Source organism: Photobacterium lucens, assembly GCF_009873615.1.
GTDB classification, from domain to species: Bacteria; Pseudomonadota; Gammaproteobacteria; order Enterobacterales; family Vibrionaceae; genus Photobacterium; species Photobacterium lucens.
The window spans coordinates 1-21,123 of sequence record NZ_SSMG01000180.1; the positions used below are offsets into that span (position 1 = coordinate 1).

The following is a 21,123-nucleotide window of genomic DNA, read 5'->3' on the forward strand; positions in this document are numbered from 1 at the left end:
GACATTTAGAATTCAGCTAACATTTTTGAATAAAAACCCTTTTAGATATAGAGAGTGGTTATGAAAAAGTTTATTTTAGTTCTAGGTCTTATCGCATTAGGTGGATGTACAGTTTCTGGTCCATCAATCAAGCCAGCAACCATTAAGGTTCCAGGTGTTGTTATTGAAGGCAGCCACGGTGGTCACTGTCCTCCAGGTCTTGCGAAGAAAGGTCGCTGTTAATATCAGATTTTTAGTGAAGCGGATTATTCCGCTTCATCTTTCATATCTAAAAACAATACTATATCAAAAATTTATAACGTATTCGTTGTCATTTTCCCCTTCTTCAATATTCCTATCTTAGTCTTATTTCTCTGAATAAAAATAAGGCAATAAAGTAATATTATCGTTATTGCAGAATAAGAAATAACACATGTTTTATGACTATTACTGCACCTATGTTTTCTTTGTAATACAATAATTGGGCATGAGTTATTACTCATTATATTGATGAGATTATAGGAAACATAAATGTCCCTTTCTTTTGGTAGTTTGTTTAAACAACAGGCATTCATTAATGGTCAGTGGAGCGATGCTTTTTCTGGCAAAACTATGGATATTACCAATCCTGCAACAAATGAAGTGATTGGCCATGTTCCACATATGGGTGTTGAAGAAACCAATATTGCGATTGATGCGGCGGATAAAGCCTATCGTTTGTGGTCAAAAACCACGGCGAAACATCGCTCGACGATCTTGCGTCAGTGGTATGAGTTAATTGTTTCACACAGTGATGAATTAGCTCATATTCTTACTGTAGAGCAAGGTAAACCTTTAGCGGAAGCAAAAGGTGAAATCGCTTATGCAGCAAGCTTTGTTGAGTGGTACGCTGAAGAAGCAAAACGTTTGAATGGCGAAATGATCCCTAGCCATAAAGAAGATGCGCGTATTTTAGTGTCTCGCCAACCTGTTGGTGTGGTTGCAGCAATCACGCCTTGGAATTTCCCGGCCGCAATGATCACGCGCAAATGCGGTCCCGCTTTTGCTGCAGGTTGCTCGGTGGTATTAAAACCTGCACCTGATACTCCTTATACTGCATTTGCCCTAGCTGAACTTGCGCATCGTGCAGGTATTCCAGCTGGTTTATTTAACGTGATCACTGGTGATGCAGTAAAAATTGGTGCAGAGCTTACAAGCAATAAACGAGTACGTAAAATTTCATTTACTGGCTCTACTGCTGTTGGCAAATTATTAATGGCGCAATCAGCACCAACAGTAAAAAAAGTCTCATTAGAGCTTGGTGGTAATGCGCCTTTTATCGTCTTTGATGATGCTGATTTAGATCGTGCTATTGATGGATTGATGATCGCGAAATTTCGAAATGCTGGGCAAACTTGTGTATGTACAAACCGTATTTATGTCCATAGTAATATTTACGATGCATTCATGGATAAATTGGCTGAAAAAGTGTCTGCATTGACTGTCGGTAATGGTTTAGACAATGGCGTTACCATTGGTCCGTTGATCAATCGTGCTGCGGTAGAAAAAGTTGAGAAGCATATCAATGATGCAATGATGAAAGGGGCTAACCTTGTTATCGGTACACGTGAACCATCAGCGACATGTTTTGTAAAGCCAACTGTCCTTGGCAATGTGACTGATAATATGCTGGTGGCGAGTGAAGAAACCTTCGGCCCATTGGCGGCAGTGTTTAAGTTCACTGAGGATCAAGATGTTATCGATCGTGCGAATAATACTGATTCAGGTTTAGCAGCGTATGTTTATACCCAATCTTTATCGCGCGCTTTTAGAGTCAGTGAAGCATTGGAATACGGTATGGTTGGGGTAAACGAAGGTTTGATCTCAACCGAAGTTGCGCCATTTGGTGGGGTAAAAGAATCCGGTATTGGCCGAGAAGGGGCGCATCAAGGGCTCGAAGAATATACTGAGATGAAATATACCCTGATGGGGGGCTTATAAGCCTTTTCGTGCGCATACTGTGTAAGCGTTAAATGATTAAGTAGCTAAGTTACAAGATGTTTCTTAGCTATTTTTCCTTTCTTCATTCCTGTTATGATGGCATTTTTCATGATGAGAATCGATATGCCTCAATCTAATCTAACTGTATTTAAATCATTGCTAGGCATATTGTCATTTATTCTTTTCTTCTTCTCTGCATTGCCAGCACAAGCTATTCCATTAGTGGGGTCGGCATGTGTGATCCGTCATGGTGATAAGGTGCTTGTGATCAAAGAAGAAATATCAGGAAAATTAGCGTTACCCGGCGGACAAATCGATCCAAATGACACGCCAGAACAAGCGGCAGTGCGTGAAGTTTATGAAGAAACAGGTTTACATGTTGAAGCAGTAAAACTGCTAAAACTTCGTGGTAATACCACGGTATTTGCTTGTGTGGCTAAACAGCCGATCCCTACCTCAAAAGTAACGCCTTACTTAAAGCCATTAGCCAAAATAGATCCTGATGATTTATTGGTAAGCGCATGGCAAGCCAAGCATTTTGCCAAAGAAGTGAAGCGGGTATATTTACTCTCGGTTGATAACATTACTAAAGCTGATTATCGCTACCCAAATGATGTGCCATTGCTTAGCCCTTGGCTTAAACAAGTACCAGAAAGCGCTGTGACTGATAACGGGTTAGATTATCAATCAATTAGCCCGCTACATCAGTGGGAGTTACATCAGATCCAAGCGTTTCAACAAACGATTAAAAGCAGTTCAGAGCTCACTCATCGTGCGTTTAGCACTGTTCTGTGGGTATTTAATTTGCCAGGTGAGAAACTATTTATTGGTGTGTTACTACTTATTGCTGCGATTGGATTTGGCACAACAGGCTTGCTTGCTCTTGCTAGTATTTTATTGTCTGTGACTTTTACCGCATCGGTGATGAAGCTGTGGTTGGCATCTCCTCGACCTTTTTATATTTGGCCTGAGTTACAACAAGCCTCTGCCAGTGGTTTTGGATTGCCGAGTGGGCATACCTTTATGGCGACGGTGTTGTGGTTAATGCTTTGGTACAGCTTACCTTTATTCATAAACCGTTTTAAAACAGATGCGATTACGGATATAAAAGTATTTCGTATGAAGGTACTGCCGTTGTTTATCTTGGCTATCGTGCTGCAAGCCGTCGCACGCGTATGGTTAGGGGTACATTTCATGTCTGATACCTTATTGGGCGTGACAGTTGGAACGCTACTCGCTTTAGTGTTGATTCAATGGCAGCGAAACGGCTTGATGCTAAATAATATTTGGAACTGGCGATGCTGGGCTTTATTTAGTGCCGTGATTTTTGTTGCAGTGTGCTATTTCCAAGTACCTCAACAAGTCTATTTACTGGCATGTACATTAGCGATCAGCAGCGTTGTTTTTGTTTTGCATAAGCGACAGGACAACACAATTGCTTGGTCAACTCGTTTCTTCTTAGGGTGTAGTTTAATCATGGCTGTCGTTGTCATCAGTGCTGCAGGACTGGGGCTTTCCCATATAGTGATCAGTACCGCTGCGCTATTGCTGATTAAAGTTATCACGGTTATGGCACTGGTTGGAGCCACTTTTGCTTTAACAGATTACATCTACCGAAGATATGGGCGTAAAACTTATTGAGCGATTACAGCCTAAGTGCGATTGCTTGTTTTGTTCCATGTCGTTGTAAGGTAAAGTGAAGGGATAACTATTTCTAAAATTTGATTTGCCGTGAGTATATTCTTGGTGTTCACGGCTATGTACATATTCAATTAGAGAAGGCCAGTAGTCGTAGGAAACGACTTCGCTATCAGCGATAGCGCACACTGGAAAAGGAGCACAATGTTACCTGCATTAACCCATCAAAATAGTATCGAGCAATTGGTACTGTCTTATCTTGACGAATTATCAGCGGCTGGCTTTCGTGGCGACATTGAAAAGAGTTATGCCAGTCGTCTTGCAGTGGCAACGGATAACAGTGTTTATCAAGTTATTCCTCAAGCTGTCGTTTTACCAAAAGATATTGATGATCTGAAACTGCTTGGCCAAGTTGGTCAGCAAGATAAATATCAGAAAATTACGTTTTCACCTCGTGGTGGGGGGACTGGTACTAATGGTCAATCATTAACACCGGGTGTGGTGGTTGATATTTCTCGCCACATGAACAAGGTATTAGAAGTCAATCCTGAAGAGGGTTGGGTACATGTTCAAACCGGTGTTGTGAAAGATCAACTGAATGATGCGTTGCGCCCACACGGTTACTTTTTCTCACCCGATCTTTCAACCAGTAATCGTGCTACCGTTGGTGGCATGATTAACACTGATGCTTCAGGGCAGGGTTCACTAAAATACGGTAAAACGTCTGATCATGTATTATCACTGACTGCGGTGTTAGTCGATGGCTCGGTATTAACAACAGAAGCATTAGATGATACTCAAATTAATGCGATTGATGGTGATGAGCTTGCGGCGAAAGTGGTTAAAACCACGGCACAGATTTGTCGTGATAAACGCCAGCAAATTATTGATAAGTTCCCACCATTAAACCGTTTTCTTACCGGTTATGATTTAAAAAATGTTTACGATGATGCGCTGACTCAGTTTGATATTGGTCGATTATTGTGTGGTGCAGAAGGTTCACTGGCATTTATCGCAGAAGCCAAACTGAACATTACACCTATTCCTAAATCGCGCACATTAGTGAACATTAAATACGACAGTTTTGATTCTGCCCTGCGTAATGCACCTATGATGGTTGAAGCGCAGGCGTTATCTGTTGAAACTATTGATTCAAAAGTATTAAACCTAGCGAAACAAGATATTGTTTGGAACACCGTAAATGATTTGCTGACCGATGTACCGGGTAAAGAAATGCTTGGTATTAACATGGTGGAATATGCCAGTAATGATGTGGCTGAAAACCAGCAGCAAGTTAGCGCGTTGTGTGAAAAACTCGATGAAATGATTGCTGCTAACCAAGCAGGGATCATTGGCTATCAAGTGTGTGATGAATTAGCCAGTATTCAAAAGATCTACACTATGCGTAAAAAAGCGGTGGGTTTATTAGGTGCAGCTAAAGGCAGTAAAAAGCCGATTGCATTTGCAGAGGATACTTGTGTCCCACCTGAAAACTTGGCCGATTTTATCGCAGAGTTCCGTCAATTACTGGATGAAAAACAGCTGAATTATGGCATGTTTGGTCACGTCGATGCAGGGGTGCTCCATGTACGCCCAGCGTTGGATATGTGCGATCCTGAGCAAGAACGTTTGATGAAGGAAGTCTCTGATCAAGTGGTTGCGCTGGTGGCGAAATATGGCGGTTTAATGTGGGGCGAACACGGTAAAGGTTTCCGGTCTGAATATGGCCCGGCATTTTTTGGTGATGAGTTATTTACTGAACTTCGTCGCATTAAAGCAGCCTTTGATCCAAATAACCGTTTAAATCCCGGTAAAATTTGTACACCACTCGGCAGTGATGATCAGTTAGTGAAAGTTGACGATCGTAAACGTGGTTTCTACGATCGCCAGATCCCAGTTAATACCCGTGATAGCTTCAAACAAGCGATGGAATGCAATGGCAATGGTTTGTGTTTTAATTACGATACAAGCTCACCTATGTGTCCATCCATGAAGATCACCGCAGATCGTCGTCATTCACCAAAAGGACGAGCAGGGCTTGTTCGTGAATGGTTGCGTCAATTAGCGGAACAAGGCGTTAATGCTGATGAGTTAGAGCAAAAGCTACTAACCACTACTCCGACGATTAAACAAATCATTGATCGTCTAAAAAACAGTTATGGTGAGCGTCGTAAGCAGTACGATTTCTCTCATGAAGTCATGGATGCAATGAATGGCTGTTTAGCCTGTAAAGCGTGTGCGAGTCAGTGTCCAATCAAAGTCGATGTACCTAGTTTCCGCTCTCGTTTTATGAACATTTACTACAGTCGTTATCAACGTCCAGCCAAAGATTATCTGGTGGCTTACGTTGAAAGTTACTTGCCATTAATGGCAAAAGCACCGGGTGTGATGAATGCGATTACACGTCCGCAGTGGTCGAAAAAGTTGACAGAAAAAGCCATCGGTTATGTCGATATGCCACTATTGTCGTTACCAACGTTGAACGAGCAGTTAGATGGACATCATGCATTGCGTTTTGATCTGCAATGGTTACAGGCTTTATCAGAACAAGAGCGTAAGAATTACGTTTTAATTGTTCAAGACCCATTTACTAGCTACTATGATGCAGAAGTGGTGAAAGACTTCATTAGTTTAATTGAAAAGCTTGGTAAAAAGCCGATTTTGGTGCCGTTTAAGCCCAATGGTAAAGCGCAGCATGTAAAAGGTTTCCTACGTCAATTTGCTAAAACTGCACGTAATACTGCTGATTTCTTAAATCAATTAGCCGTGCTCAATATTCCGATGGTCGGAGTCGATCCTGCATTGGTGCTGTGTTATCGCGATGAGTACGCAGAAGTATTGAAAGAAACCCGTGGTAAGTTCGAAGTATTAACTGCGCATGAGTGGTTATTACCTTTGTTACCAGAGCTAAAGCAATACAGTTCAACAGATGATAAGCCTTGGTATCTTTTTGCGCACTGTACAGAAAAAACCAAGTTGCCAAATGCAGAAAAGCAGTGGGGAGAAATCTTCAATCACTTTGGTATCACAATGCAATCTATCGCAGTGGGTTGTTGTGGGATGGCGGGAACGTTCGGTCATGAGAAGGATAAGTTAGAAACCTCAAAAGGGGTGTATAACTTAAGCTGGAAACCGAATATCGAGCAACTTGATAATTCACGTTGTATGGCGACGGGATATTCGTGTCGAAGCCAAGTTAAACGTTTTGAACACATTAAGTTTAAGCATCCAGTGCAAGTGCTATTAAAAGCGGTACAAGAAGCTTAATGATTTGATCAAGCGTAGATACTAAAAAAGCGAGCTGATGCTCGCTTTTTGTGTTTGATGCAATAACGAGATTAGTCGTTATTTGGTGCTAACCAACGGTATACCCAACCTGCCAGAACCGCACCGATAAGTGGTGCAACCCAGAACATCCATAGTTGAGATGTTGCCCAGTCACCAACAAACAGAGCAGGACCCGTACTACGAGCAGGGTTTACTGATGTGTTTGTTACAGGGATACTGATCAAGTGGATTAGTGTTAGTGCAAGACCAATTGCTAGGCCAGCCATTTGTGGTGATGCTAACTTGTGCGTTGCACCTAGGATCACAAATAGGAACATGAATGTCATTACTACTTCAGTTACGAAAGAAGATAGTAGTGAGTAGTGACCTGGAGAGTGCTCACCGTAACCGTTAGATGCGAAACCGCCAGCAAGATCGAAACCTGCGTGACCACTTGCAATAACGTAAAGCACAGCAGCACCAGCGATACCACCAAGAACTTGAGAAATTACGTATGGAACGACTTCACCTGTTGGAAAACGGTTACCCGCCCATAGACCTACAGTAACAGCAGGGTTTAGGTGACAGCCTGAAATATGACCAATCGCGTATGCCATAGTTACAACAGTCAAACCGAATGCTAGTGCAACACCTAGGAAACCGATACCAAGATCTGGGTAAGCAGCAGCAAGAACAGCACTACCACAACCACCTAGCACTAACCAGAATGTACCGATGAACTCGGCAACCAATTTTTTCATCATATTTCATTTTCCTTACTTAACTAAAAACGGCGCACATAATGAATTAAAAACACCGTTCAATCTAGAGACGTCCATATTTTATAAAGTTAAATTATCTTAATTTATCTTAATTCAACTAAATTCATGGTTATTATAGCAAAAATTACGAAAGCTAAAGGTGGTGAAAATGCTTAAATTGTCATTTTTATGTCATTTAATCAACGCGTTACGAAAATTGTTGAGTACGTGTATTCTTATGCTGCGTGATCGTGTGAAGGTGGCCGTAAAGTCGTTTTTTCACTTTTAAAGAAGTCTTTTGTATCAGCAATTATATGGCAATGTGTGTCAGTCCAATGGCGAAGTTGGATCATGCCATCATGGGTTTCGGTCAATAATGTACAATTTTCCACCCAATCACCGCTGTTGGCATATATTATTTCCTTACATAGACGTAAGTCAGGCTGGTGGATATGGCCACAAATAATACCATCGACCTGTTGGCTTTCAGCATGTCTAATAGCTGCTTGGCGAAAACGAGCAATGGCTTGATGAGCTTTATCGACCCGCTGTTTTAAATAGCTTGCCAGTGACCAATAGGGCTTGTTCATTTTGCGACGAGTGACGTGTAACCAACGATTGAGAAACAGTAAAAAGTCATAACCTTTGTCGCCTAAATAGCTATGAAAACGGTTAACGGTAACGTAATCATCAAACTCATCACCATGGAGCGCTAAGATTTTTTTGCCTATTGCCGTGGTATGAATGTATTGGCGTTCGAGTTGGATATGACCAAAATCGTAGTGTAAGAAGTCACGAATTTTCTCATCGTGATTACCTGGGATATAAATGACTTTACAGCCGTGATGTGCTTTATCTACGAGTAGGTTAAGAAGGGCATGGTGACTTTGAGGCCAGTAGGCGCGATGTTTTTGTGACCAGAGATCAATAATGTCGCCAACTAAAATAATGGTCTCTGCTTGGTTATGCTCAAAGAAATCGAGCAGATAATCTATTTTACAATCGCGACAGCCAAGGTGTATATCGGATAACCATAGAGTGCGATAGGTATTGATATTCATGATCAACAGTACTCTGTTTAGGATGAATTTTTACGCTATCGCTGTTATATGACCCTTAAGTGGCTATTTGATGAACATCCGGTGTCGCGATTTTTAACTTTGTCTATCAAGTATTAATCACTTTCGTCAAACAGGTAAGTCTCAATTTGATCGGAGAGCCATTTGATAACAGGGGTTCGACGAGACTCACTTTCTACTACTTCACCATATGCTTGCCAGTTCATTGCGCGGTTATATTTGATGACTTTTAGCGTGCCTTCACGCAGGTGCTGCTTTATTAAAATTGCAGGTAAGTATGACCAACCGGTTTGATCTAATACCGCATCACGCAAATGCTCGTAAAACGATAAGGCAATGTATTTGCCCGCTTTCGGTGTGACGATTTTTAAGTTTTCTTCATCAATATAGGCCACAGCAATTTCAGTAAAGCGTTCAAGATCGGCGCTGGTCACTTTACGCAGTTGGCTCAGAGGGTGATCTTTGTGCGCCACGGACATCATGCGGATCTGACCTAAATCGATTTGATGTAAACGTGAGAGTTGATGAGTGTCAGGTATTAAACCATATGCGACATCAACGAGGTTTTGCGTCACCATTTCTTCTAGCTCTTGCGGTGGCGCACTATAGATAGACACACTGGTTTGTGGAAATTGATGACGAATTTCCCGTAATAGTTTTCGCCATACCGATTCAGGCAACGAATCATCACGCGCGATACGAATAGTTGATTCAACACCTGCAAGATGCTGCGCACAGCGTGTTTCTATGTCACGGGCAATTAACAACATACGCTCGAAATCGTTAGCAATGGCATCACCAACGTCGGTGGGAATAATTTGGTTTCCCGTTCGGTTTAATAGGGCTATTCCTAATTCATCTTCTAATGCACTTAATGCTGCACTGACTGTTGTACGACTTTTTCCGAGTTTTCTCGCGGCTTCTGCGATAGAACCTGTTTTTATTGCATACAAAAACATTTCAATTTGGTTGGTTCTCATACAGGGTATCACCAGTTAAGAATAAGAACGTTGATGCTCAATGTGGCGACGAAAAAATTGTCGCTCAGTGATTATGTCATGATCCTAGGTCACGTTATTATGTACTCAGATTCATTCTACAACAAAAAACGACGAATAATTTGTCGATTGAGGTTTATATGTCTAGCAAGATACAACAAGAGCGTGGTCTGCTGTTGTTGTCAACAGTATCATCATTTTCATTTGCAGTAATAGGGATTGTTTTAGGGTCAATTGTTGGCTCGTTGGTAATTGTGTTTGATGGTGCCTATTCACTGGTCAGCTTAGCATTAACAATGCTATCACTTGGTGCAGCGCACTATATCAATAAGCCTGAAGTGGATAAAAATACCCCTCAATTTGCAATGATTGAACCATCTGTAATAGCTATCAAAGGTAGTGTAATTGCAGTAATGTGTTTATGGTCTTTCTACTCTGCAGTAGAAGCAATTTTAGCTGGTGGTCGTGACATTAACGCAGGCGTAGCACTAGCCTTTGGTATGGTAAGCGTAGTGGGTTGTTATGCTACATACCGTTATATTAAATTAAAAAGTCAGAACATTGATTCTGCATTAGCACAAGCGGAAGCTAAGCAGTGGGTGATGGATACCGTGATCAGTGTGGCTGTTTTAGCTGGTTTCTTTATCGCGAAATTATTGATGATGACGAAATATGCTGACTACGCAACCTATGCCGATCCAGTGATGGTAGTGTTAGCTTCTGTATACTTCATCATTGTACCAGTAAAAATGGTATGGCATTCAGTTCACGAGTTATTAGATATTCACCATCATCATGGTCATCAGTTTGCCCATGCGATGAAATAAATAAGATAAGGCCAGTTCTATTATGATAGAACTGGCCTTATTTTTATTTGGTAAATTTAGCGACCGAGTAAAAGGGTATCTTCAATTTCGCGGTAATGCGCTGCGCTATTGATAAGAGAAGCGGCTGTTAATCCTGGGACGCCGTAGACTTCAACGATGGCGTTATATTTTGTTTGTACTTTATCTACCAGTAGATCAAAGTCACCGTCACCTGAAAGTAGGATAATACGATCCACTTCTGGCGCATGTTCAATCACATCTAACGTGATGCCCACATCCCAATCACCTTTAGCTGAGCCATCACTACGTTGGATAAAGGGCTTCAGTTTTACATCAAATCCAATTGCTCGCAGAATATTTTGAAATTGTCTTTGTTTCTCATCACCTTTGTGGATGGCATAGGCGTAAGCTGCAACGATTTCTCTGTCTTGTGATACTTCAGACCAGAAGGCGTTGTAGTCGAAGTTAGCGTGATATTTTTCTCTTACTGTGTAGTAGATGTTTTGTACATCGACAAAGATAGCAACTTTTTCCACGAGAATTCCAAATTGGTTGAATATAAAGGCTATGGTGCAGAATTGACGTTGATAATTCAACTTTTATTGAACACTGTACCGTTCTTGCTTGTTTTTTCATCAGTAAGTTAAGTATTAGGCGTTAAAAGCATACTATTGCGATACTAGATGGAATAAAAATAGAAAAATGTGGTCTTAATAAAGAGAAAAATATTGTCTTTAGACGATTTAAGAGATGCGATACATATGAATAAGTTATTGATTGGTGCTTTGTTATTAACGTCAAGTTCTGCTTTTGCTCAGAGCTGTCCGGTTGATGTACCCAATCCTATCCATATTGAAAATGGCGGTATTTCTGTATATGAACAAGGTCAACCTAAATTGGTGATCGATAAAAATAATGATCTGTACATCAATGGCTCAAAGGTGGATTTAACAGCGGTGCAGCAAAAAGCGATAGATGCTTACAGTAAAGATGTTCAAATCTATTTGCCACAAATGGCGCAATTAGCCCAAGAAGGGGTAGGGATGGCGACAGATGTATTAGGCACGGTTGCTAATAGTTTTGAATCTAAAGATGCCTTTAATCAGGTGCAAAGTTTGATTAATCACTTAGGTGAGCAAGCACATGACAAGTTTTATAACTCGAAAGGCGAATTTGTCATGCCAGCTGAGGTCTTTTCTTCAATGGATGGTGATTGGAAAACAGAGTTTGAATCTGCCATGAAACAAGTGAGCGTTGAATCCGTCGCTGGGGTGTTTGCAGCACTTTCTGAAGAAATGAAAAATGGTAATTTAGACTTTACTCAGCTACAGAGTAAGTTTGCTGATTTAAAGAATCGTTTAAGTGAGCAAATGGTACAGCGAAGTGATGAAATGAAAGTGAAGGCGAATGCGCTTTGTGGCTCGATTGAAGGATTAGCAGAACAAGAGAAGCAACTTCAACAAGCGATCCCGCAACTTAAAGATGTACCTATGTTTGAAATTTAATCGCATTGGTGAGTGATGAAATAGCGCAGTTTTGCGCTATTTTTGTTTGTGTTCACTTTTTGTTCTAAATTTGAACTATGTGTTAAGCTAATAAGATAAAGCATTAATAAGCTAGTGTATTTTAAGGAAGAATTAACGTCTGCGTGTGGTTGCACACTTAGGGGATTCAAAGTAATTAAGGCTGATAGGAGACACGAATGATAAAGATTACAGTGATTATTGGTCTATTACTTTTTGCATACTGGGTGATGCGTTTTATGTCACCAACCAATCAACGAAAAGTGGTGCTTGGTCTGTTTTCGGTATTGGGAAGCGCAGCGATTATTTTTATGGCGTTTGAATTATTTCGTTAATAAAAAGGCATGAGAAGATAGGATCTCTCATGCCTTTTTGTTGTCTTTTAGTATCTTACTTTAGCCGTAATTACAGTAGATCTGTTAGTGCGATACCGACACCAATACGTTGCTGCTTGTGGTTATAATCAATTAGGTTCTCACCATAACCCGTAGAATACTTAGTATATCCACGTAGTTTACCCCATAGTGGGAAGGTTAAGCCTAATTCACCATAGCCTTTATGGGTGGCGAAGTTTTCACGACCAACAAAGCTAAATTCATAATCATCCCACTTATAAACCGCACCGACTTGGAAATGCCCCATGTATTTTTCAATATCTGGGTTGTCGTCTCCTGACGGAGAATTGGGCTCTTTCTTGTCGTCTTCGGGAATGCGCCACCAAGGTCGCACAGTAAAGGCGAAGTTACCTTTTTCAAAAATCAAATCCGTATATACACGGTTCCAACTACGAGAAAGCCCTTGAGTTCTGCCATTCGATTGGTGCTCAATACCTATGGTTGCCCATGTATTACCACCAAATGGTGTCCAAGGGGTTGGTGCAAGATAAAACATTTCTGGTCGATAGTTAGTTTCTCTAAATGGACGAGAAATATCACCAGCATAAACCTGCCAGTACGAGTTAAGCGTAAAGGCAAGGAATAGTCCATCACCATCAATTAACAGATCATCGTAATTCAGTGGGGTTTTAAAGCTGATCTGAAATTCGGCTTCAGCATTTTTTAAATGGTTATCCCACTCAGAACCTGCATACGCAGCGCGGTTAATACTGTCAGTTAACGTGACTGGCAGAAAGTAGTTCATACGATGAGGGGTGATCACAAATGGGTCAAATGTAGTCTCACGTTCATGTTGTAGACGTTGCGTGATCATCGGAGTTTCAGGCGTATTATCTGCATGAGTGACGATTTTCTGGCAACGGGTACGGATTTGGTTAATGGTCAATTCACCGCTTTGATTTTTTACTGCGTTTAATAGACACGCGTCATAGTCGTCGTCAGATGAGGCTAAAGCCATTGTGGGCGCAGTGAATAGCGTGAATAAGAAAAAATGAGTAATAGATTTCACAGTGAATAAACTTCCCTGAATAAGTCGTTATGAATACTTACGTAAATAAAATATAAGATATTTTAGTTACTTACTATCAATACGTTCCTATTATACATATCAATTGTCAATGTTTGGTTAAATAAAAAACGCTGCATTAAAAGCAGCGTTTTTATATCGCATTGTTTATTCTTGTTAGGAATTATGCACCAGCGCGACTACGTGTTGGCTTATTTGGGCGACCTGCCTTACCGTTACGGTTTGTTGCTGGTTTACCATTACGAGCACCAGCGTTATTACCTGATGTCGGACGCTTAGCACCGTTGTTATTACTGCGGTTACCGTTACCGCCGTTTGCAGACGGTTTGCCATTACCAGCTGGCTTGCCATTGCGAGTTGATAGGCTACGTTTACCATCTTTGCGAATATCTGGCTGGTTAGGGTGCTTAGTCGCAAAGCGTTTTGCACCATGACGACCCGATCCGCGACGCTCCGCAGGTGTCATTTCTGCTTCTGTACCTGCTGGCGGTACTAAACAGCTTGGACGATTACCGATAAGGTGCTTCTTACCCATTGAAATCAATGCGTCACGAATTAGCGCCCAGTTTGCTGGATCATGGTAACGCAGCAGAGCTTTATGCAAGCGTCGCTGGCGTTCACCTTTAGCCACAAACAGATCGTCACGACCTTTGTATTTCACTTTTTTCAGTGGGTTGGTTTCAGAGTGATACATCGCAGTAGCATTACACATTGGCGATGGATAGAAGTTTTGAACCTGATCACACTGGTAATCGTTTTGCTTTAACCATAATGCAAGGTTAAGCATGTCTTCATCAGTAGAGCCTGGGTGCGCTGAAATAAAGTAAGGGATCAGGTACTGTTTTTTACCTGCTTCTTTACTGTATTTATCAAACATTTCTTTGAAGCGATCAAACGTGCCCATACCTGGCTTCATCATCAAATCAAGCGTGCCTTTCTCGGTATGTTCTGGGGCGATCTTTAAGTAACCACCCACGTGGTGAGTGACAAGCTCACGAACGTATTCTGGTGATTCAACCGCCAAGTCATAACGCACACCCGATGCAATCATGATCTTCTTCACGCCTTTTAAGTTACGCGCTTCACGGTAAAGATCGATCGTGTGTTTATGATCGGTATTAAGCTTTTCACAGATCTTAGGGAAGATACATGAAGGGCGACGACAGTTCGCTTCAGCACGTTCATCGGAACAGCCTAAACGGTACATGTTCGCAGTCGGACCACCTAAGTCAGAAATGGTGCCAGTAAAGCCCGGTACTTTTTCACGGATCTCTTCAATTTCATTCAAAATCGACTCTTTTGAACGGTTTTGAATAATACGACCTTCATGCTCGGTAATTGAACAGAATGAACAACCACCAAAACAGCCACGCATGATGTTAACGGATGTTTTGATCATGTCGTAAGCAGGGATCTTGGCTTTACCATAGCTTGGGTGAGGAATACGTGCGAACGGTAAACCGAATACAAAGTCCATTTCCTCTGTAGTTAGAGGAATAGGTGCACGGTTAACCCAAAGCTCACGATCAGCGTGTTTCTGCACGAGAGCACGACCAGAGTACGGGTTAGTTTCTAGGTGCATCACACGGCTAGCGTGAGCGTAAAGGATACGGTCATTAGCCAATTTTTCGTACGATGGTAGACGAACAACTGTTGATGCTGCATCGTGACGAGAAGGTTGAACACGCACTACTTGTGCTTGTTCTTTTTGTTCTTGCTTGTTGTTATCGCAGTTTTCTTCGGTAGCGTATGGATTTGGCATCACCATCGCACGACCTGGCTTTTCAATACGTGAAGAATCAATTTCTTTGTAATCTTCAGGTACGTCTTTTAGCATCACAGCAGTACCTGCAATGCGGGTCATTGATTTAATATCTTCGCCATTACCAAGACGGTGAGCAACTTCTACCAGTGCACGCTCTGCGTTACCAAAGAGAAGAATGTCAGCTTTCGCATCCATTAATACTGAACGACGTACTTTGTCAGACCAGTAATCATAGTGCGCTAAACGGCGCAGACTTGCTTCAATACCACCAAGTACAATCGGTGTTTCTTTGTATGCTTCACGACAACGTTGTGAATAAACCAATACGGCACGATCTGGACGTTTACCCCCTTCATTGTTCGGGGTGTAAGCATCGTCGTGACGAAGTTTACGATCGGCTGTGTAGCGGTTGATCATTGAGTCCATGTTACCTGCGGTAATACCAAAGAAAAGGTTTGGCTTACCCAGTTTCATGAACTCATCTTTATTATCCCATTTAGGCTGGGCAATAATACCGACACGGAAACCTTGAGATTCAAGTAGGCGACCGATAACCGCCATACCAAAACTAGGGTGGTCGACATAGGCATCACCAGTAACAATAATAATGTCACAGCTATCCCAGCCTAATGCATCCATTTCCTTACGTGATGTCGGTAAGAATGGTGCTGTGCCATAGCACTCAGCCCAATATTTCGGGTAGCTATTAATTGGTGTTACTTTAGTGTGCATGTTTTGACCTCTATATTTTGAGGCGGGAATTATAGCGGTTAGCAGTATCACTGACTAGCCCTTATAAAACCTGAGAATTTTTAAGGATAAATCAATACTGAAGCATTATTTTTATAATAGCCAACTATGCTAAAAATGTTTTATCGAGCAGTTCATAACTACAAATATACATATTGGATATAACGATTAAGCGAGGGGATGGATGAAAGAGGAGAAGCAAGGACAACAGGAACCGTCACCATTAAAGAGTTTTGCTGATAAACATGCGTATTGTGAGCAAGTGAAAATGGAAAACTTTGCGCAAAGTATGCGGTTAGAAGGCTACGAAATTGAAGTTCCTTCGTTAGTAGAAAATGCGCGTAAACGTGATGAATTACGCCAGCAACTCATTCGTCATTATAAGCAGGCAGGCACTGAAAAGGTGTAGATGTGGCAAATAAGTACGGTACCGAGCAAGACCCATACACATATGATGACACTGGCGTCTTGATCAACAAATTAAATATTTACGATGAAGTGTTATTAGATAAAGCGGAAACACAATTTAATACCCTTGCCGCCATGGGGATTGAATTTTCAGCGCCGCCTTATGATTTCGCGTATTTTTGCCAATTGCATAAATGGCTATTTGATGATTTGTTTGAATGGGCGGGGAAATGTCGAACTATTGACATATCAAAAGATGACACCCGTTTTTGTAATGTGAATCGGTTACAACTTGAAGCTGAGCGTTTATTTGCACAGTTAGAATCAGAGCATTATTTAGTGGGATTGCCATTTGAACAGCTGGTGGAACGGTTAGCGCAGTATTACTGTGATATTAATGTCTTACATCCTTTTAGAGAGGGAAACGGACGTACCCAACGGATTTTGTTTGAACATATTGTGATTAATTGTGGCTATAACATTAATTTTAGTAGCGTGACTGCTGAACAATGGCTAGAAGCGAATATTCAAGGTTATTACTGTAATTATGTTCCGATGCAGAATGTTTTTAGACGCAGTGTGAAATTACCTGATAATGAGAAATTTATTTGATGACATTAGGTACTCGAGAAAAAGCCATCTTACTCGTGATCTTTCTAGATAAGATGGCTTTTTGGCTTTTTGGCTTATTCGGCCTCTATATTGTTGCGTTCCGAAAGCGACGGTGATTCTGGAGTCGGCTCTTCTGGTGTTTTTAAACTGCGTAAATCAAATGATGCCGGGCTTTGGTAAGCGGCAAGGTTAAATTGCGGCAGAATAGCAAAGATGTGATCAAAAATATCAGACTGAACCGCTTCATAGAATGCCCAACGCGTATCATTAACAAAGACATAGATCTCAACGGGTAAACCTTCAGGTGAAGGATCGAGTTCGCGTACTAGAAATGTCATATCTTGACGAATTTTCGGGTGTTGTTTGAGGTAAGCCTCAAGGTAGCCTCTAAATACAGCAATATTCGTTAGCCCACTATGTGGATTTAAGTTTTGTTTTATATTCGCAATCACAGCAGGTACAAAATCGATCGTTTGCAGCTGCTGTTCTTCATCGCTGTTAATAAATTTAATGCTATCAATATCAATTAAAATGGCTCGTTTTATTCGACGACCGCCCGACTCTTGCATTTGTCTCCAGTTGATAAAGGAGTCCTGAACCAGTGCGTAAGCTGGAATATTGGTGACGGTATTATCCCAGTTTTTTACTTTGACGGTAGTTAATGACACTTCATCAATATTACCGTTGGCACCGTACTTATCCATTTGGATCCAATCACCGACTTTAACCATACGGTTTGCTGATAATTGAATACCTGCCACAAAACCTAAGATAGTATCTCGGAAGATTAACAGCATAAAACCAGTAGCCACACCTAAGCCACTGAGGAAGTAAATAGGTGAACGTTCAGCGAGCACAGAGATCGCAATAATGAAACCAATTAAGAAAATGATCAATTTGAATAATTGAACAAAGCTCTTAATAGGTAAATCGCGGCTCATCAATTTCACATCAGCAATATCGTTGCCTGCATCAAGTAAGGCATAGATGCTTCGGATTAGTGCAAAAAGCAACCACAGGCTTAATATTCGATCGAAAAGCCCACTTAAAATGGCATGCTTATCAAGTACTAAAGGGATTAATAAGTTAAGAACAATCGCTGGGATTGTTAGAGATAATTTTTCAAAAACCGCATGTTTGACAATAATTGGTCCTGATGTAGCTTGGGATCGCCTAAGCATAGCATTGACGATTTTAAGTAATCCCCAGCGCACAATGACGTAGCATAGAAAAGCACCCGCACAACATAGCACCATAAAAAAGGCAGTAGAAATATTATCTTGTGGCTCAATGTTTATACCTACTTGAGATAAAACATGGGCAATATCTGCGCGTATCTCTTTACTCAACTGTTTTCTCCATTTAATAGTGATGTTGGCGAAAATAAAACTGCTCTGATACTTGAAAAGTTACCTGAAAAAGTTACCTGACAAGGTTAGTATATAACTGAATACACAATGATATATGCCGGAGACCGATGTGGCTAAAAAGTTTTATGTAGTATGGCAAGGACGAACGCCGGGAATTTATACTGATTGGGTAAGTTGCAAACAACAGGTCGATAAATTTGCTGGTGCAAAATATAAGTCTTTTCCAACGCAAGCAGAAGCACAAGCCGCTTTTGGTAACAAAGCACCGACATATTCTCGTACATCAACAACAAAAGCCCCAGTTAAAAAGCCAACAACCAGTAAAGGCTCACTGACTGCTGAACAAGTATTGGCAGTAGAAACCCAAATTAAAATTTTTACAGACGGTGGTTGCGATCCTAATCCGGGTAAAGCGGGATCTGGGCTTGCGGTATATAACAATAATCAACTAAGTGAGTTGTGGTTTGGCTTATATAACCCCAATGGCACAAATAACACAGCGGAATTAAATGCCCTAAATCAGGCTTTAATCATGGCGCAAAGCATGATTGAAAAAAATCATACTGTTGCTATCTTTTGTGATTCTCGATACTCGATTCAATGTATCACGCAATGGGCAGTCACGTGGCAGAAAAATGGTTGGAAGAAAGCAGGAGGAGAGATCAAAAACCTTGATTTAATTCAGCCTATGTTTGAGCGTTATCAGGCAGTTAAAAGTAAGATCCAAATTCATCATGTGAATGGTCACGTTGGTATTGAGGGTAATGAATTGGCAGATCGCATGTCGATTTTAGCTGTTGATAAGCAAGAAATGCCATTTAGCCAATACGATCAGCCATTAGATATTGAGACGATTTTAGCCCTAAGAGCAGGTTAATCACGCCTTATTCGCTATCACTCAGTAAAGCGAGCATACGTTCAATGTTCGCTTTCTTATCGCCATTTCCCATCATCTCTTGATTGGCTAGCGCATATAGCCAGTCTTCAATTGCCTCTCCGTTAATATCGTCACGAAAGTTGATCAAGTTTGCCCATTGTTCTAAATCGTCGTCATCAATGGTTTGCGCTAAATATTGATGCAAGACGCTTATGAGTAATGTTTTTGTGACAAGAAAAGGGGCGTCATCAGGTTGAGATTCTGCATTTAGGTAAACAGAAAAAGCCTCATCACGCTGAGGACCAAAACTGAGGATTTGGAAAATAGCTTGTTGTTTATCCACGTTCAAAGCACTTATAAAAAGAGTGGTGCGCTATTTTGCCGTGTTAACGCTCATAAAAAAAGCCTGTTACATCGGTAACAGGCTTTCGTATTGAGTTTATTGCAATATTTATGCGTACATAGGCACTAATACTAGCGTACCTAAAATCACAGTGATTAGACCACAAACCACAGGAACAACCGTACGTTTAACCACATCGAATGGGCTGATCTTCGCCATACCTGATGTCGCAACGATAACACCAGAAACTGGTGAAATGGTACGACCAAGGTTCGATGCTTGCAGCATTGGGATAATAAGGAAAGCAGGGCTTAGGCCTAGTTTACCCGCAAGCTGTGGTGCAAGCTCAACGAATGCATAGAATGGTGCATTACCTGACCCCGTTGCAATCGCAGCAGCTACTGTTAGTGCTGTTAGTAATAGCATTAGCGCGATACCGCCCGCACCCGCTTTATCAGCAAGTGCTAGTAGGTTATCGATAGTACCTACCGTCATTAGACCTTGTGCAAACACGCCCGCAGCCACTAATAGCATCACTACGCCTTTAAATGCGTCACCCATACCTGCGTAGCAAGATTCTAGGTTATCAAGGGTGATCTTACCGTTTAGGCGGTTAGTTAAGAAATCAACCATTGCACCAATAGCAATAGACAGAACAACGATGGTGTAAATATCTAGCTTCAAGCCAGGGATTGTTTCACCGTTGAATACGAATACACCAATAATTGGTAGGAACGGTAGGATAGAGTAGTAACCCGGTGCATTCACTTCCATTTCAGAAATATCAACACGCTCCATTGGGGTGTTGTCTTTCTTATCAAGATATTTGTTCCAGAAGAAAGCCGCTACAGCCATTACGATGATGGCACAGATAGAAACAGGAAGAACGGTTTCTACTGCAAACACGTGTAGTGGTAAGCCTGATTTCTCAGCCGCAACAACAACATCACCAGATGTTGGTGATAAGATGATTGCTGCAGGAGAAGCACACACTGCAGCCGCTGCTGGGCGTGAAATACCCATTGCTGTCATCATTGGGAATAGGGTTGCCATTAATAGCACACCAAGACCTGTTGCTGAACTTACGGCAAGCGACATTAAACATGCCACGATGTAAGCTGCAACCAGCAAAACATACGGTGATTTAATGCATGACAGTGGTTTAGAGAATTGTTTAACAACAACATTGTTAGCACCAATGTGTGTCATGTAAGAAGCGAAACCACAAAGTAACATGATCTGTAGACCTAAGCCGCCGCCTCGGTACTGCAGCATGTATTTCACATACTCAAGAGAATCAGTGAATAAGTTACCCGTTGACGCTACTTTAGCGGGTAGAACTGAATGCCCTAATAAACCTGCAATAATTAATAGAGAAATACCTGCGGTTAATAACACACCCGCAGCCTTATATCCTTTTACAATGTAATAGCCCACAGCGATGGTGATCACCAAGCCTATTAATAGCTCCGTCATGGAAACTCCTTTACTACACAAATATCTAATTATTAAAACTTGTTACTA

General features: G+C 41.3%; 19 protein-coding genes. 10 read left to right on the plus strand and 9 right to left on the minus strand.

What is annotated here, in order from left to right; all coding sequences use genetic code 11:
• Positions 1 to 60: 60 nt before the first annotated feature.
• The 4 genes from E5A76_RS20375 (at position 61) to ydiJ (ending at position 6,864) form a co-directional block, all read left to right on the plus strand.
• Positions 61 to 222, plus strand: coding sequence for a hypothetical protein (locus E5A76_RS20375; protein ID WP_164488051.1), 162 nt, complete (start codon positions 61 to 63; stop codon positions 220 to 222).
• A gap of 288 nt (positions 223 to 510) precedes the next feature.
• Positions 511 to 1,959 carry an NAD-dependent succinate-semialdehyde dehydrogenase gene (locus tag E5A76_RS08490; RefSeq protein WP_161118648.1) on the plus strand — a complete coding sequence of 483 codons (1,449 nt, stop codon included), beginning with the start codon at positions 511 to 513 and terminating at the stop codon, positions 1,957 to 1,959.
• A gap of 108 nt (positions 1,960 to 2,067) precedes the next feature.
• Positions 2,068 to 3,600: a bifunctional NUDIX hydrolase/phosphatase PAP2 family protein gene (locus E5A76_RS08495; RefSeq protein ID WP_237459287.1), complete on the plus strand. Its 1,533-nt coding sequence runs from the start codon at positions 2,068 to 2,070 to the stop codon at positions 3,598 to 3,600.
• Positions 3,601 to 3,801: 201 nt separating this feature from the next.
• Positions 3,802 to 6,864: a D-2-hydroxyglutarate dehydrogenase YdiJ gene (gene ydiJ / locus E5A76_RS08500; protein WP_161118649.1), complete on the plus strand. Its 3,063-nt coding sequence runs from the start codon at positions 3,802 to 3,804 to the stop codon at positions 6,862 to 6,864.
• Between the two features lie 71 nt (positions 6,865 to 6,935).
• On the opposite strand, the gene aqpZ is transcribed toward ydiJ, so the two are convergent.
• From aqpZ to E5A76_RS08515, 3 genes are all read right to left on the minus strand, one after another.
• On the minus strand, positions 6,936 to 7,625 hold the full coding sequence (aqpZ, locus tag E5A76_RS08505) for an aquaporin Z (RefSeq protein WP_008987398.1): 690 nt from the start codon (positions 7,623 to 7,625) through the stop codon (positions 6,936 to 6,938).
• A 236-nt stretch (positions 7,626 to 7,861) separates the two neighbouring features.
• Positions 7,862 to 8,686 (minus strand): UDP-2,3-diacylglucosamine diphosphatase, encoded by an 825-nt coding sequence (locus E5A76_RS08510; RefSeq protein WP_161118650.1) that lies wholly within the window; start codon positions 8,684 to 8,686, stop codon positions 7,862 to 7,864.
• 113 nt (positions 8,687 to 8,799) lie between these two features.
• Positions 8,800 to 9,684, minus strand: coding sequence for a LysR family transcriptional regulator (locus E5A76_RS08515; RefSeq protein WP_053986808.1), 885 nt, complete (start codon positions 9,682 to 9,684; stop codon positions 8,800 to 8,802).
• A gap of 158 nt (positions 9,685 to 9,842) precedes the next feature.
• On the opposite strand from E5A76_RS08515, the gene E5A76_RS08520 reads away from it, so the two are divergent.
• Positions 9,843 to 10,529 carry a cation transporter gene (locus tag E5A76_RS08520; protein ID WP_053986807.1) on the plus strand — a complete coding sequence of 229 codons (687 nt, stop codon included), beginning with the start codon at positions 9,843 to 9,845 and terminating at the stop codon, positions 10,527 to 10,529.
• 56 nt (positions 10,530 to 10,585) lie between these two features.
• Here E5A76_RS08520 and E5A76_RS08525 read toward each other — a convergent pair whose 3' ends face one another.
• On the minus strand, positions 10,586 to 11,065 hold the full coding sequence (locus tag E5A76_RS08525) for a LabA-like NYN domain-containing protein (RefSeq protein WP_053986806.1): 480 nt from the start codon (positions 11,063 to 11,065) through the stop codon (positions 10,586 to 10,588).
• Positions 11,066 to 11,290: 225 nt separating this feature from the next.
• On the opposite strand from E5A76_RS08525, the gene E5A76_RS08530 reads away from it, so the two are divergent.
• Positions 11,291 to 12,034 carry a YggN family protein gene (locus E5A76_RS08530; RefSeq protein WP_161118651.1) on the plus strand — a complete coding sequence of 248 codons (744 nt, stop codon included), beginning with the start codon at positions 11,291 to 11,293 and terminating at the stop codon, positions 12,032 to 12,034.
• A gap of 197 nt (positions 12,035 to 12,231) precedes the next feature.
• Positions 12,232 to 12,387: a hypothetical protein gene (locus E5A76_RS20380; RefSeq protein WP_164488050.1), complete on the plus strand. Its 156-nt coding sequence runs from the start codon at positions 12,232 to 12,234 to the stop codon at positions 12,385 to 12,387.
• A 70-nt stretch (positions 12,388 to 12,457) separates the two neighbouring features.
• Here E5A76_RS20380 and E5A76_RS08535 read toward each other — a convergent pair whose 3' ends face one another.
• The gene (locus tag E5A76_RS08535; protein WP_107165275.1) at positions 12,458 to 13,456 is read right to left on the minus strand and encodes a phospholipase A; all 999 of its coding nucleotides are present in this window, start codon (positions 13,454 to 13,456) and stop codon (positions 12,458 to 12,460) included.
• Between the two features lie 181 nt (positions 13,457 to 13,637).
• The gene (locus E5A76_RS08540; protein ID WP_161118652.1) at positions 13,638 to 15,971 is read right to left on the minus strand and encodes a YgiQ family radical SAM protein; all 2,334 of its coding nucleotides are present in this window, start codon (positions 15,969 to 15,971) and stop codon (positions 13,638 to 13,640) included.
• A gap of 202 nt (positions 15,972 to 16,173) precedes the next feature.
• Between E5A76_RS08540 and E5A76_RS08545 the strand changes: the two genes are divergently transcribed.
• Both E5A76_RS08545 and E5A76_RS08550 read left to right on the plus strand, forming a co-directional pair.
• Entirely contained in the window at positions 16,174 to 16,398 is a 225-nt protein-coding gene (locus E5A76_RS08545; protein WP_161118653.1) for a YhfG family protein, read from the plus strand.
• Between the two features lie 2 nt (positions 16,399 to 16,400).
• Positions 16,401 to 17,009 carry a putative adenosine monophosphate-protein transferase Fic gene (locus E5A76_RS08550; protein ID WP_161118654.1) on the plus strand — a complete coding sequence of 203 codons (609 nt, stop codon included), beginning with the start codon at positions 16,401 to 16,403 and terminating at the stop codon, positions 17,007 to 17,009.
• Between the two features lie 74 nt (positions 17,010 to 17,083).
• On the opposite strand, the gene E5A76_RS08555 is transcribed toward E5A76_RS08550, so the two are convergent.
• Positions 17,084 to 18,358 (minus strand): mechanosensitive ion channel family protein, encoded by a 1,275-nt coding sequence (locus tag E5A76_RS08555; RefSeq protein WP_161118655.1) that lies wholly within the window; start codon positions 18,356 to 18,358, stop codon positions 17,084 to 17,086.
• 130 nt (positions 18,359 to 18,488) lie between these two features.
• On the opposite strand from E5A76_RS08555, the gene E5A76_RS08560 reads away from it, so the two are divergent.
• Positions 18,489 to 19,256 (plus strand): ribonuclease H1 domain-containing protein, encoded by a 768-nt coding sequence (locus E5A76_RS08560; protein WP_161118656.1) that lies wholly within the window; start codon positions 18,489 to 18,491, stop codon positions 19,254 to 19,256.
• A gap of 7 nt (positions 19,257 to 19,263) precedes the next feature.
• Here E5A76_RS08560 and E5A76_RS08565 read toward each other — a convergent pair whose 3' ends face one another.
• Positions 19,264 to 19,599 (minus strand): hypothetical protein, encoded by a 336-nt coding sequence (locus E5A76_RS08565; RefSeq protein WP_008987385.1) that lies wholly within the window; start codon positions 19,597 to 19,599, stop codon positions 19,264 to 19,266.
• A 108-nt stretch (positions 19,600 to 19,707) separates the two neighbouring features.
• Positions 19,708 to 21,075, minus strand: coding sequence for an anaerobic C4-dicarboxylate transporter DcuC (gene dcuC / locus E5A76_RS08570; protein ID WP_161118657.1), 1,368 nt, complete (start codon positions 21,073 to 21,075; stop codon positions 19,708 to 19,710).
• Positions 21,076 to 21,123 lie beyond the last annotated feature (48 nt).

What these genes read in the sequence shown, in the direction of transcription:
- E5A76_RS08510 (WP_161118650.1), bottom strand. Translation starts at nt 8,686, where the DNA reads ATGAATATCAATACCTATCGCACTCTATGGTTATCCGATATACACCTT.
- E5A76_RS08515 (WP_053986808.1), bottom strand. Translation starts at nt 9,684, where the DNA reads ATGAGAACCAACCAAATTGAAATGTTTTTGTATGCAATAAAAACAGGT.
- aqpZ (WP_008987398.1), bottom strand. Translation starts at nt 7,625, where the DNA reads ATGAAAAAATTGGTTGCCGAGTTCATCGGTACATTCTGGTTAGTGCTA.
- E5A76_RS20380 (WP_164488050.1), top strand. Translation starts at nt 12,232, where the DNA reads ATGATAAAGATTACAGTGATTATTGGTCTATTACTTTTTGCATACTGG.
- E5A76_RS08495 (WP_237459287.1), top strand. Translation starts at nt 2,068, where the DNA reads ATGATGAGAATCGATATGCCTCAATCTAATCTAACTGTATTTAAATCA.
- E5A76_RS08530 (WP_161118651.1), top strand. Translation starts at nt 11,291, where the DNA reads ATGAATAAGTTATTGATTGGTGCTTTGTTATTAACGTCAAGTTCTGCT.
- E5A76_RS20375 (WP_164488051.1), top strand. Translation starts at nt 61, where the DNA reads ATGAAAAAGTTTATTTTAGTTCTAGGTCTTATCGCATTAGGTGGATGT.
- E5A76_RS08520 (WP_053986807.1), top strand. Translation starts at nt 9,843, where the DNA reads ATGTCTAGCAAGATACAACAAGAGCGTGGTCTGCTGTTGTTGTCAACA.
- E5A76_RS08545 (WP_161118653.1), top strand. Translation starts at nt 16,174, where the DNA reads ATGAAAGAGGAGAAGCAAGGACAACAGGAACCGTCACCATTAAAGAGT.
- ydiJ (WP_161118649.1), top strand. Translation starts at nt 3,802, where the DNA reads ATGTTACCTGCATTAACCCATCAAAATAGTATCGAGCAATTGGTACTG.
- E5A76_RS08540 (WP_161118652.1), bottom strand. Translation starts at nt 15,971, where the DNA reads ATGCACACTAAAGTAACACCAATTAATAGCTACCCGAAATATTGGGCT.
- dcuC (WP_161118657.1), bottom strand. Translation starts at nt 21,075, where the DNA reads ATGACGGAGCTATTAATAGGCTTGGTGATCACCATCGCTGTGGGCTAT.
- E5A76_RS08490 (WP_161118648.1), top strand. Translation starts at nt 511, where the DNA reads ATGTCCCTTTCTTTTGGTAGTTTGTTTAAACAACAGGCATTCATTAAT.